Here is a 13435-nt window from a genome sequence, read left to right on the forward strand (position 1 = left end):
CCAAAACCAAAATTGAATTTATTTCATCTTAACATAAAATTAATTAGCTTACCTCAATATGACTTTACTTTATCATTCACATATTAAACAGCGCATACACGAGAAAATATTTTGAACTTTTTACATTTTTTTAAGTTAAATTAATTTCATTTTATGCTGAAAAATTTTCACTAAATTCAGAGTTTTGTGTCACCTAAAACTTTTACAATAATCAATAATTCACTTATTTCTCTTGTTAAACATGTCTCTTGAACGCCAAAAACTAACCTTACCTAAAGGTCATGATAAATTACTATTACATTCCTGCTGTGCGCCATGTTCTGGTGAAGTCATGGAAACCCTCATCGAATCTGGTATCGACTTTTCGATTTTTTTCTATAACCCAAACATCCATCCAGTCAAAGAATATTTAATCCGAAAAGAAGAAAACATTCGTTTCGCGCAGAAACATAATATTCCTTTTATCGACTGTGATTACGATACCGATAATTGGTTTGCTCGCGCCAAAGGCATGGAGAATGAACCTGAAAAAGGCATCCGTTGCACGATGTGTTTTGATATGCGTTTTGAAAGAACCGCATTATATGCCCATGAACATGGCTTTAGCTTGATTAGCAGCTCATTGGGGATTTCTCGCTGGAAGAATATGCAGCAAATCAATGACTGTGGTCTCCGCGCCGCTGCACATTATCCTAATATCGAATATTGGGACTATAATTGGCGCAAGCATGGCGGTGCAGTACGTATGCTAGAAATCAGTAAAAGAGAAGAATTCTATCAACAAGAGTATTGTGGTTGTGTTTACTCGTTAAGAGACACCAATCGCTGGCGTATGAGTAATGGACGTGATCGCATTAAATTGGGTGTAAAATTTTACAGCAATGCGATGGATGAATAGATAGAATATGAGGGAGCTAAAAACAAATAAGTTAATATTTATCAATTAATTATTTAAATTAAATTTAATTTATTTAGACTTCCTCTACAATATAAACTAAGATTTTGCGCAAATAATTTTTATTGATCAAGGAAACACATGGCTCAATTTGCAGTTATTGGGTTAGGTAGTTTTGGCGCAACTGTTGCACTTGAACTTACAAAATCACACCATGATGTTATTGGCATTGACATTACTAAGCGCCATGTTGAAAGTATCGCAGAGAAAATTACACATGCTGCTATTGCCGATGCGACAGATGAACATGTACTCGAAGAGCTCAATATCCAAAATTGTGATGCTGTTGTCGTTGCCATCGGTGAAGATATTGAAGCAAGTATCCTTTGTGTGCTTAATCTTAAAAATTTAGGTATCGATAAAATCTGGGTTAAAGCGAAAACAAAAGCTCATCATACAATTCTTTCTCATTTAAATATTGATAAAATCATTCATCCTGAAGAAGATATGGGTGTTCGCGTTGCCCAAGCGCTCAACTACCCGATGGTCAGCCGTTATATGTATTTAGAAGATGATCGTTATATTATCAATATACCTATTTCACCAAAACTCAACGGTATCAACCTATTTGGTATCATGCAAAGTGTTCCAGAAGTAAAAGCACTATTGATTAAACGTAATCAAGATGTATTTTATGAGATAGACAATAACTTCACCCTCAAAACGAATGATATTCTAATTTTAGAGGGACTACTTCCCTACCTTAAAAAAATATCTAATAGTTTCATCTAAATCTGAAAAGTTTCTATAATGAAAAGTCAAAAAATACTTAATTTTAGCCCACCTGCATTATTAGCAATGGGCTTTCTCAGCTTTATCATTCTTGGCACTATTCTCCTTAAACTCCCCATCGCAGCCGAAGTTGAAGTTAGCTGGCTCCAAGCATTATTTACGGCAACATCTGCTGTTACTGTCACTGGACTTGCAATTATAGACACTGGAACAGGTTTTACACTTTTTGGACAAATCGTGATTTTATTACTGATCCAATTAGGTGGATTTGGTTTTATGACTTTTGCAATTTTAGCTGCATTAAGCCTGTCCCCCAAACTCGGTTTAAAGCAGCAAATTATGGCTCAAGACAGTCTAGGGCAAACCAGCCTATCCAAAGTTACATTTGTAGCAAAGGGTGTTGTCATATATTCATTAATTTTTGAATTGATTGGCACATTAATTTTAACCATTGCTTTTACACCAATATATGGTTTTGCACATGGGTTATATTATGCTGTTTTCTTTAGTATTTCCGCCTTTAACAATGCAGGTTTTTCAATTTTTTCAGATAGTCTAATGAGCTTGCAAAGCCACTATATCATCTGTTTAAGTATCAGTTTCTTGTACATTTTGGGTGGTTTAGGCTTTTTAGTGCTAATGGATATTAAACAAAATAAACGTTGGAAAAAACTATCACTAAATAGCCAGATTGTCATTTTAGCAACGCTAATACTCAACTTAGTTGCTTTTATTCTTATATGGATACTAGAAGCAAATAATACCCTAACCTTAGGGACAATGAGCGCAACTGAGCAAATGACAAATGCATGGTTTCAAGCTACAACACCTCGTACAGCTGGTTTTAATACCTTAGATACAGCATCCTTGAATGACTCTACTACCTTATTAGTGATGTTGCTCATGATCATTGGGGGCGGATCTTTAAGTACAGCCAGTGGCATAAAAATTGGTACTTTTATTGTTTTAATTTTAAGTGTTGTAGCATTTCTAAAACGCAATGATGAAGTTAGATTATTCAGGCATTCTATTTCCAAAGAAAATACTTACAAAGCACTTGCCGTTGCTTTGATCACTGGACTTTTAATTTTTGTAGGTTTTTTTGTTATCCTTTTACTCGAACCCAAACTACAGTTTCTAGATTTACTGTTCGAAGTCATATCCGCAATATGCACTGTTGGATTATCACGAGGCGCGACAGGTGAACTGCATGATGGAAGTCTTATTGTAATCATTACGCTTATGTTTGCAGGGAGACTAGGACCTTTAACCCTAGCATATTTAATAGCAACACCACGGAAAAGTCGTGTTAAATATCCATCTACAAATATTCAAATTGGATGAATATCATGACAAAGGCTAAACAATGTTTAGCCTTTGTCATATACCTTTAATTTACAGATAAACTAATAATGCTATAAAACTGATTACTTGGTTTTTTCTTGCTATCAACTGACTCTGTAACTTCAACTAAATATTCACCTGCGCGTGGGAATATTAAATCTACAGATCCATCAGTGCCTGCTTTTAGTGTTTGCGCTTGTTCATCCGTTGCCCCCTTAGCACGGACTACAACTTCTGCATTGGCTAAAGGTTGATTTGCTTTCGCAACTTTTACTTTTGTAGGCTGATTAGCTTTTAGTTCATTCGGATGTGTTGAAAACTCAACTTGAATCGGCGCTGCGATTGGCTGTACAGGTGAAGCTTTTTCCTTCGTCACGTAGGTCAATAAGGTCCATTCACGAGTAACTTCCACTGGATTAATTTTCTTAGTTTTAAGATCGGCAGGGATCAAATAATCTCGTTCAGATTTTGCAGGTGCTTTATCCGCTGCCATATCAAAGAACAATTTCCATTCTTTTTGATCTTGCACATATTTCAACGGATAGCTTGCTGTGGTTTGTACTCGATAAGTCCCCGCTTCAGGTAATTTCAAATCAAATACCGTAGCCGTTCCCAGTTTTGAGTCTGCCTCTATCGTGCTTTTAACTTGTTTTGGATCGGTGATTTCAAACTTCGGACTTTTTAATGCATATTCACTATGCAAAGCTTCTTCAGCATAACCAGCCAAAATTGCAACCTGCGTATTGGTGGTTTGATATGCTACTGGTGCAACATAAGGTTCGTGTGCAGTGCTATAACATGAGATTAGAGCCAATGATGCTATCAATAATTTTTTCACAGTTGTTTCCCATCCTTTCATCCACTTACTCATTGATTAAGCGTAGTGGTTCAGCCAATTATTCTATGCACAGCATTATACATAAATGAAAATAATTATCATAAACATTTAGTATTACTATTCAAATCTAGAGTTGCAAATTTAGATAACATTTATAAAATTTGTGTTCTTTTTCACATTTCTGTGATGTGCCCGATATAATATCGCCGCTTTATATATTTTGAGATCGTATGTCTTCCTCAAGCTCTCCCACTCTTTCTTCCCCGCCAAAACACTATTCTTTATTTCTGGTGATTTTTTCACTTGCGATTGGTAGTTTTTGTATTGGCACAACTGAATTTGTTGCAATGGGACTGATCCAGGAAATAGCCACAGATTTAAATGTCAGTGTTCCTCATGCTGGATATTTCATTAGTGCCTATGCACTCGGTGTTATGGTTGGTGCTCCCATTATTGCGATCTTGGGTGCCACAGTTCCTCGCAAAACATTGCTACTTGCATTGATGTTGTTTTATGGCCTAGCAAATGCTGCCACTGCCTTAGCAACAAGCTCAGAAGCAATGTTAGTCTCTCGTTTTATTGCAGGTTTTCCACATGGTGCTTACTTTGGCGTAGCGGCTTTAGTTGCAGCAGAGCTAGCTGGTAAACAACGCCGAGCGATTGCAATTGCTCAAGTGATGATGGGACTTACTATCGCGAATGTGATTGGTGTACCTATCGCCACATGGCTTGGGCAGCAATTCGGCTGGAAAACAGGATTTGAGTTTTCAGCTTTAATTGCCTTTATCACCTTGATCGGCATCGGACTTTTTGTACCCAATATTCGCCCACAAAAAACTGCAAGTATTCGGGCTGAATTGAAAGGCTTAAAAAATATTAATATGTGGTTAACACTTGCCGTTGGCGCAATTGGGTTTGGCGGTATGTTTTCCGTTTATAGTTACGTCTCCCCGATCCTCACTGAGTATACACATGCCGATATTTCTGTTGTTCCGATTGCGTTGGCAATCTGGGGCGTGGGTATGGTCATTGGTGGTTTAGTTGCGGGTTGGCTTGCAGACCGCCATTTATTTAAAACCATGATTGGGATTTTAATCAGTTCCGCCCTCACCTTTGTGCTCGCCAGCTTTATGATGGAGAATCTTTATACGGCCATCGCTGCCTTATTTTTGATTGGCTTTACCGTGATTGGTTTAGGTAGTGCCTTACAAACTCATTTAATGGATATCGCTGGGGATGCTCAAACTTTAGCAGCATCGTTGAATCACTCAGCCTTCAACCTAGCCAATGCCCTTGGTGCTTTTTTAGGTGGATGGGTACTGAGCCATAACATGGGTTGGTTAGCCCCAATTTGGGTGGGTTTCGTTTTAAGCTTAGGTGGTTTAATTGTACTATTAATCGCTTTAGCTTACGCAAAATACTCAGCTAACAAAGAATCTGTCGTTGCTTAACGACAGATTCTGCTTCGTGCACACACGCGCTATCATGACTGAGGCTTATTTCACAGCATCAGCTACTTCTTTCACCATTGCCTGCATACCGCCTAAACCATTATTCATTAGATACCAATTGCTTGAATCCAAATAAACAATATTGCCATTTTTGGCTGCTTTCGATTGATTGACAATATTGTTATTCAATACCCGTTTTGCGCCCTCTTGATTGTCCGTAATAGCAGCGCCACGATCAATCACAAATAAATAATCTGGATCCTTTTGGGCAATAAACTCATGTGAAATAGCCATCCCATGCAAGCCCACTTTAATCGAAGCATCTGCAGGGGTAAAACCGTATAAATCATGGATATTACCAAACCTTGAACCCGAACCATAAGCTGCAATCTTGCTGTTATTTACCAAAATCACTAATGCAGTTTTACCCTTAGTTTTTTCTTTTAATGCTGCTATATCTTGCTCCAAATTTTTTAATTGCTGTTCTGCCTCAGTTTTTTTGCCAACCATTTCAGCTATATTCAAGGTTTGTTGTTTAAACGAATTAAACTGATCGTTGTAATCCACATCCACAAAATAAGTAGGTGCAATTTGCTTAAGCTGATTCACTAGGTTTTCCATACGCCCGCTCATTAAAATCAACTCAGGCTGACTTCCCGCAATTCTCTCCAGATTTGGCTCTTTGACTGTGCCTACATCAAGATACTGCCCATTATTGAAGCTCTTTAACGCTTCAGGTAACGGTGTTCCTTTGGGTAAAGCAACGACTTTATCATCTGCCCCAAGTGCATGAATAGTATTCAATGCATTGGTATCTAATACTGCAATACGAGACAAATTCGATGGGATCGAAATCTGCCCTGCTTTGCTGTTAAAACTCATCATTTCATGGCTGTTTGTAGTTCCTTCCTGTGCCGCAGAAGGTTCATTTGAATGACCACATGCAGCCAATACTGCACTCAACATCATGATTGGCAATGTCTTCTTAAACAGCATAACGAACTCCTAACTAATAAAATACAAACCTAATTTGTGTTGCTGAATTTGTTGAATCGGAATATGGAAATCAAAAATCGTTTCTAAAGTGCTTTCATTCATAATCTGCTGTGGATGTCCCTGATAGACTAACTCACCATTTTTCATTGCAATAATGTGATCGGCATACACAGAGGCAAAGTTAATATCATGAATCACGACAATGATGGATTTGCCATGATTTTCAACAAGATCTTTCAGCACACGCATAATTTGAGCAGAATGCTTCATATCTAAGTTATTCAACGGCTCATCCAATAAGATATATTCGGTGTCCTGTGCCAGAATCATCGCAATGTAGGCGCGTTGTCGCTGCCCACCAGACAACTCACTTAGCTGACGATGACGCATCGATTGCAAATCCATATAAGCAATTGAACGATCAATAATGTCTTGGTCTTGCTGGGTCAGACGCCCCTGAGAATATGGAAACCTTCCAAATGCCACCAGATCCTCAATACTAAGCCGTAAATCGGTATGATTGGACTGCTTTAAAATCGCCATTTTTTTGGCAATATCCGCACTTTTCATGTCACGTAAATCTTGCCCATCCAACAATACCTGACCCTGATCTGCATCGATCAGACGACTCATGATCGAAAGTACCGTACTTTTACCTGCACCATTTGGCCCAATAAATGCGGTAAATTTTCCTTTGGCAATCGTGACTGAGACTTGATTGACGACGCACTGTTGATGATAGCTTTTTCGTAAATTCTTCAGCTCTATTGCCATTTTTTATTTTCCTTCAATAATATCCAGAAGAAATAAATTCCACCGACAAAGTTAATAATCACGCTCAATGTGGTTTTAAAATTCAGTACATGTAATACGATAAATTGACCGAGCATAAGACATAGCACACTCACTAAAACAATACCGAGCAGTAAAATATGATGATGATGGGTTTTAAATAGTTCCAATGTGATATTGAGTACCAATAAGCCAAGGAACATCATTGGACCTGCGAGTGCCGTTGCAGATGCTAGTGCCAATACCACGAGGATCAATAACAAGCGGCTGGTTTTGTCATAGTTCAATCCGAGATTTAACGCATGATCTCGTCCCAACGCCATCACATTCAATATGTGATAGTGTCGAAAACTATAAAAAAGAATGGGGAGAATGGTCAGCAACGATAGCGCGACCGTTTCCAACTTCACTACATTAAAACTTGCAAAGCCTGCGTATGCAGCGACTTGAAACTCATCTGGATCGAGCAGGACCTGAAAAAAGGTGGTCATGTTGTCAAATAAAGTCGAACAAATCAGACCAACCAACAGCAAGAAATAAATATTTTGTTGCGCTACTTTTTGGAAAATGAAGCGATAAAGTAATAAAGCAAAAGTCACCATTAACAACAAACTGATCAAATAATCAGTCACAAAATTAAGCGACAACAACGTACTCGCACCAAAGAAATAAATAATTGCAGTTTTAGATAGTTCGTATAATTTATCCAAACCTAAAGCTTGCGGCGTGACTACGCGATTATTCACAATCGTATGAAAAACCAAGGTTGAAACACCAACTGCAACACCTGCAACAACAATTGCAGCGACCGTTCTTAAACGCAGTCCCAGTGCATACTGCCACGCTACCCCGAGATTCCAACCGAGATATAATCCAATGCTGACCAATACAGCAACCGCAAGTACAACCAGTTTCGTCGTATTATGCATATCGATACCTCCTGAGTAATAACCACAGGAAGATCAAACTACCGACTACACCCATAATCAGGCTGACCGAAACCTCATAGGGATAAATCACCACTCGACCAAAAACATCACACAGTAAGACCAGCAACGCACCAAGCAATGCCGTATGTGAAAGCGTCTTGCGAATATGATCGCCTAAATAAAGGCTGACTAGATTTGGCACAATTAAACCGAGAAAAGGAATTGCGCCGACAGTCACAATCACCACCCCAGTAATCACTGATACCAGCAGCAAACCTAAGAAAAGTGTCTGTTTATAGTTCAAACCTAGATTTGTCGCAAAGTCTTCACCCAAGCCGGCCAAGACAAAACGATTGGCAAATATATAAATCAAGGCGAGAACGGGCATACTTAAATAAATCAATTCATATTGACCATTCAAAATGGTTGAGAAATCGCCTTGCAACCACCCTGCTAAGTTCTGCAACAAATCAAGTTGCAAAGCAATAAAAGTCGTAAATGCAGAAATAATGCTGCCAAAAATCATCCCAACGAGTGGCACAAATACCGTATCTCGGTGCTTTAAAGTGGCAAGAATACTCATAAATGTCATCGCACCAATCAGCGTGACAATAATCGCAAATCCAGTTTTGGCAAAAATAGAAGCACTTGGAAGCAAAATAATCGAAATTAAAATGCCCAGCCGTGCACAGTCATATAAACCCGCTGTGGTTGGTGAAACAAAACGATTTCGACTTAATGACTGCATAATCAAGCCACAGACACTTAGGCCTGCACCTGCAACAACAATCGCCATCAGACGTGGTAATCGACTCGTCCAAAAGAGCTGCCAGTCTTGTGGATTTCCTGCAATCAATCCTGTAAGGCTCACATCCCCAACACCAACAAATAAGGAAATCAATGCCAAAGAAATGAGTAAAACAAGTAAATAGCGCCGTTTAATCATGGCGGGAGAATTTCATTTGACGAACAACCTTAAAAAATGCTTAAAAATTACGATAAACATCAAATAAGAAGTTAACACAAATGATAATTATTATTGTTATCTTTTTTTAATAATAGCTAAACCTACTCACAACCATCTTAAGTTATATTAAATGCTAATCAGTCTTTATAATATCACTTGAGGTTAGGAATATATCCTCATACTCTTCCTACAAGTCGAAGCAAATGATTAATAATCATCAAGAAAAAATAGTTTTTTGTCACATTCTCAAAAATATCTAGATAGTCCGATTAAGGTGTTCCAAAGTTCAGTGAATAAAAAATTGAACTGAATCTTTAATCGGAACAATAACAGATGCGACCAATAACAGTGCCATCACTGTATTAAATAATTCGACCTTACGTGGATGGTTTACAATCATTTTCAACTTTTCGCCCATGTATGCCCATACTCCAACACTTGGAATACTCACCAATCCAAAGATCACACCAATAAAAACAAATTCTAGCAATCGACTATTTGCCGAGCTATAAGTCGTAATTGCTCCCATTGCCATAATCCATGCTTTCGGATTGACCCATTGGAATAAAGCTGCCCCCATAAAACTTAATGGCTTATCAACTTTGGTATCCGTTTTAATACTACCAGCTCGATAGATTTTATAGGCTAAATACAATAAGTAGCTAATCCCTATGATTTTTAGGATTTCATAAAGCAAAGGCGAAGAACCTAATGCCGCACCAATTCCGTAACCAACTAGAATTACCATGACACCAAAGCCAAAACCAATCCCTAAAATATGCGGAATACTTCGCTTTAAGCCAAAGTTCAACCCAGAAGCAGCCAACATAATATTGTTTGGACCAGGTGTAATTGAGGTAACGGTTGAATACACAATAAAAGAGAAAAAAGTAAGTAAACTCATATAGAAAAATAATTCATTTGTTCAAATTTGCACTTACTATAACAGTTAATTCTCTCAACTTTTTATCGATTATTACAATAAAATTCATATTTATTCAGATAACTTTTCGCCACAATGTGGGCAGTAATTCTTTTGCTTGTGCTGGGTGGCCTGCTCTTGCTCCTCTAATATTCTTTCCTTTACCAATTGCATAATAATTTCATGGGTTTGCTCTTTAGGTAACCCTACTTTTAAACGAATATTTTCAATTTCTTTTTTATCATTTAACAAATCAATTCCTTTTGCTTGTAAAGACTCACGAAACTCTTGCTCCAGTTTCTGATTGCGTAAGTTTAATTCATTGGCTAAACCTGATGCCAAAATCCCTGCTGGCAGTGCTGCGATCCCAACCCCAAGAATAGTAATCATCGCTCCTAAAAACTTCCCCATATTCGTTACTGGCGTTACATCACCGTAGCCTACGGTGGTTAATGTTACTACTGCCCACCACATTGCCATTGGAATCGAGCTAAACTCTTCTGGTTGTGCCTGATTTTCTACCACATAAATACCAGATGCCGTCATTATGATCATAATAATTAAGATAAAAATAACCGCCTGAAAAGATCCCTTTTCTCGATGAATCACACGTAATAATATCTGCAATGATACAAAGTAGCGCGTCAATTTGAGTAATCGCAATAAACGTAAAATTCTGAGGACACGTAAATCGATATTGACAAAGAAATTGAGATACGCTGGAAGGATTGCGAGCAAATCAATGATTGCTCCACCACTCTTCATCCAAGCGTAACGTTGTTTCCATGCTGAAGACTGTGGGTTTTTTTCCGCAATACTCCATACCCTCAACAGATACTCAACCGAAAAAATAACGATCGAAATATTCTCAAATGTTTCAAATAACATCTGATTTGGATAAAAAATAGAGTCGATTGATTCCAGCATGACTGCCATAGCGTTTGCCACAATCAAAAATATGAGAAAGTAGTTAACGCCTCGACTAAAAGTAGTTTGATAGTCATCATCATGCAGTGTGCGATACACAAAACGTCTTAGTTGCGCCATACCATATTTATAGTTTTATCAAGCAAGTTCAAAATGTAGCATGTTAGATCAAAATTTAATAAAAATTTCTATCACTCTTAGCACATTCCACAGCTATTCAAAACAATATGGTGATTAATTGAACGTTCTCACAAGCAATCAACAAAATTCTCTTTGAATTACAGATCTCTAATCCTCAATAATTATGACTTAACGGTTATTTCTTTAAAGATTTATTCATAAATAACTATAAGTTTGATTAAACCCATGACAACAAGGGGAAACAACCCATGGGATTCAAAACTCTCCCTACATTTATCGCTATATCTCTTGCTCTCATTATTTGGTTCGTTATTCCTGTGCCAAGCGGTGTCGAACCTGAAGCGTGGCATTTATTGGCTATGTTTGTTGGTGTTATTGCCGCCATCATTGGCAAGGCAATGCCAATCGGTGCAATCGCTATTATTGCTATTACCTTAGTTGCAGTGACAGGTGTGACCAACGACAGTCCTACTGGCGCAATTCAAGATGCCCTGAGCAGCTTTGCTAATCCACTGATTTGGTTGATTGGTATTTCGATCATGATCTCTAAAGGGTTGCAAAAAACAGGGCTTGGCGCTCGCTTAGGCTATTTATTGCAGTATGGGGCAAGAAAACCATTGGTATTGGTTATAGCATGGTGCTATCTGAGCTTATAATCGCGCCTGTCACCCCAAGTAATACGGCACGTGGTGGCGGGATTATTCACCCGATCGTTCGCGCAATTTCAACCAGTTATGACTCAGATCCCGCGAAAGGCACTGAGGCACATATGGGAAAATATTTAGCACTTGTCAGTTATCACGCTAACCCCATCACATCAGCCATGTTTATTACTGCTACTGCTCCTAATCCGTTAGTCGTGGATCTGGTCGCAAAAGCAACCAATAGTGAAATCTCGTTAAGTTGGAGTACATGGGCACTGGCAATGTTCATCCCTGGACTAATCGCATTAATCGTGATGCCGTTAATTATTTACTGGATGTATCCACCAGAAGTAAAAGAAACACCCAATGCAACTCAGTTTGCAAAAGACAAATTAAAAGCCATGGGTGCAATTAGTTACCATGAAATTATTATGCTTGTGGTATTTGGTATCTTGCTTTTATTGTGGGCGGGTGTCCCTGCCATGATTTTTGGGGCATCTTGGGTAGTTGACCCAACCACTACGGCATTCATAGGCTTGGCGTTATTGCTACTTACAGGTGTTTTAACCTGGGAAGATATCCTGACACAAAAAAGTGCATGGGATACGATTACTTGGTTCGCTGCCTTGGTAATGATGGCCACTTATTTGAATAAACTCGGCTTAATTGCATGGTTCTCAGGTGTACTCGAAAATAGTATTGGCTCTCTAGGTTTAAGCTGGATGCCTGCATGTTTGTTATTGATGCTTGCTTATCTGTATGCTCATTATATGTTTGCAAGTACCACCGCCCATATCACGGCAATGTTTGCTGCATTTTATACCGCGGGTATTGCGCTTGGTGCACCGCCTATGTTGTTTGCCTTAATGATGGCCGCAGCTTCTAGCATCATGATGACCTTAACCCATTATGCAACAGGAACTTCACCTGTGGTATTTGGTTCGGGTTACACCACACTGGGTGAATGGTGGAAAGCTGGCTTTGTCATGAGTGTGGTCAATATCATCATCTTTGTGGTGATTGGCGGACTGTGGTGGAAGATGTTGGGGTATTGGTGATTTAAATTGAGGAACATTCTACGCGAATAGGAATGTTCCTCTCTAACTTAAAATAAGAATTCTTCCCTATAAGCTCACAACAGTCATCGTAAGAAAATTTTCATTTTATTCAACTAAACAGAATTATGCCTAAATGTCATAAACAACTACCTTACTTTGAATAATAATTTTCTCTACTAACTAAATCGCTCCATTGTTTATGGCTATAAATTCTAAGATTTTCTAACTGAGTTCCCACCAACAAAAAACGATCATCCCATGTAAGAACTTCCCTATCATCTTCTAGTTTTCTTTCTGAAAACTTTGGAAAAATATTGGCATTAAAATACATTATCCCTATTTCAAGTAGATGCTTTACCTCTCTAGGATTTTCAGGCAGAGAATGAAATCCAGGCATAATTTCTATTAACTTGCAGGCAATTTTATGTGGCTCAGAATACAAATCATCCAAATACCATTTCTGATCAGCACCTTTCCATATATATGCTTCTGAACTATTTTGCTCGATTAACAATGTCTCAGTAATAGCATTCGGATCTTGATACCAAACGATAAATTCTAGACTTTTAGTAGGAATAATTGAAAACGTTGGAGGTTTTAGATACGGATACACTTTTAATATCTTAGAAAATAATTGTTGGATTGAGTTTTTTAACTCCTCAAGATTTTGCTCTTTATAAAAAATATTTTCTAACTCAAGGATATTGTCTTTTAAATTTAAGATGCTTTTCATTTTATA

The 13435-nt window shown here is 38.1% G+C and carries 12 protein-coding genes and 1 pseudogene; 5 read left to right on the plus strand and 8 right to left on the minus strand.

The genetic code is table 11. The annotated features are described in order from the left end of the window. Positions 1-241: 241 nt before the first annotated feature. From F2A31_RS09120 to F2A31_RS09130, 3 genes are all read left to right on the plus strand, one after another. Positions 242-898, plus strand: a complete 657-nt coding sequence (locus F2A31_RS09120) for an epoxyqueuosine reductase QueH (RefSeq protein WP_150026123.1) — start codon at positions 242-244, stop codon at positions 896-898. Positions 899-1036: 138 nt separating this feature from the next. Further along, complete coding sequence (locus tag F2A31_RS09125) at positions 1037-1687, plus strand: potassium channel family protein (RefSeq protein ID WP_150026124.1); 651 nt, start codon at positions 1037-1039, stop codon at positions 1685-1687. 18 nt (positions 1688-1705) lie between these two features. After that, positions 1706-3031 carry a TrkH family potassium uptake protein gene (locus F2A31_RS09130; RefSeq protein WP_150026125.1) on the plus strand — a complete coding sequence of 442 codons (1326 nt, stop codon included), beginning with the start codon at positions 1706-1708 and terminating at the stop codon, positions 3029-3031. 46 nt (positions 3032-3077) lie between these two features. Here the strand turns inward: F2A31_RS09130 and F2A31_RS09135 are convergent, their stop codons facing one another. Further along, entirely contained in the window at positions 3078-3869 is a 792-nt protein-coding gene (locus F2A31_RS09135) for a DUF4198 domain-containing protein (protein ID WP_215899250.1), read from the minus strand. Positions 3870-4099: 230 nt separating this feature from the next. On the opposite strand from F2A31_RS09135, the gene F2A31_RS09140 reads away from it, so the two are divergent. Continuing rightward, entirely contained in the window at positions 4100-5320 is a 1221-nt protein-coding gene (locus F2A31_RS09140; protein ID WP_150026127.1) for an MFS transporter, read from the plus strand. A gap of 45 nt (positions 5321-5365) precedes the next feature. On the opposite strand, the gene F2A31_RS09145 is transcribed toward F2A31_RS09140, so the two are convergent. The 6 genes from F2A31_RS09145 to F2A31_RS09170 all read right to left on the minus strand — a co-directional run bounded on the left by F2A31_RS09145 (position 5366) and on the right by F2A31_RS09170 (position 10973). Beyond that, positions 5366-6316: a siderophore ABC transporter substrate-binding protein gene (locus tag F2A31_RS09145; protein ID WP_150026128.1), complete on the minus strand. Its 951-nt coding sequence runs from the start codon at positions 6314-6316 to the stop codon at positions 5366-5368. A gap of 9 nt (positions 6317-6325) precedes the next feature. Next, positions 6326-7090: an iron ABC transporter ATP-binding protein gene (locus F2A31_RS09150; RefSeq protein WP_150026129.1), complete on the minus strand. Its 765-nt coding sequence runs from the start codon at positions 7088-7090 to the stop codon at positions 6326-6328. After that, a complete protein-coding gene (locus F2A31_RS09155) occupies positions 7081-8037 on the minus strand; it encodes an iron chelate uptake ABC transporter family permease subunit (RefSeq protein ID WP_005081105.1) in 957 nt (318 codons plus the stop codon). Before F2A31_RS09155 ends, F2A31_RS09150 begins: the two co-directional genes overlap by 10 nt. Beyond that, a complete protein-coding gene (locus tag F2A31_RS09160) occupies positions 8030-8983 on the minus strand; it encodes an ABC transporter permease (RefSeq protein ID WP_150026130.1) in 954 nt (317 codons plus the stop codon). Before F2A31_RS09160 ends, F2A31_RS09155 begins: the two co-directional genes overlap by 8 nt. Positions 8984-9290: 307 nt before the next feature. After that, complete coding sequence (locus F2A31_RS09165; RefSeq protein WP_150026131.1) at positions 9291-9908, minus strand: LysE family translocator; 618 nt, start codon at positions 9906-9908, stop codon at positions 9291-9293. Positions 9909-9998: 90 nt separating this feature from the next. Beyond that, positions 9999-10973, minus strand: a complete 975-nt coding sequence (locus F2A31_RS09170) for an ion transporter (RefSeq protein WP_150026132.1) — start codon at positions 10971-10973, stop codon at positions 9999-10001. Between the two features lie 269 nt (positions 10974-11242). On the opposite strand from F2A31_RS09170, the pseudogene F2A31_RS09175 reads away from it, so the two are divergent. Next, positions 11243-12696: pseudogene (locus tag F2A31_RS09175) on the plus strand (DASS family sodium-coupled anion symporter). Between the two features lie 151 nt (positions 12697-12847). On the opposite strand, the gene F2A31_RS09180 reads toward F2A31_RS09175, so the two are convergent. Beyond that, positions 12848-13429, minus strand: coding sequence for a hypothetical protein (locus F2A31_RS09180; protein WP_150026133.1), 582 nt, complete (start codon positions 13427-13429; stop codon positions 12848-12850). Between the last annotated feature and the right edge of the window lie 6 nt (positions 13430-13435).

Origin of the sequence: Acinetobacter suaedae, from assembly GCF_008630915.1 — a bacterium.
Classification (GTDB): Bacteria; Pseudomonadota; Gammaproteobacteria; order Pseudomonadales; family Moraxellaceae; genus Acinetobacter; species Acinetobacter suaedae.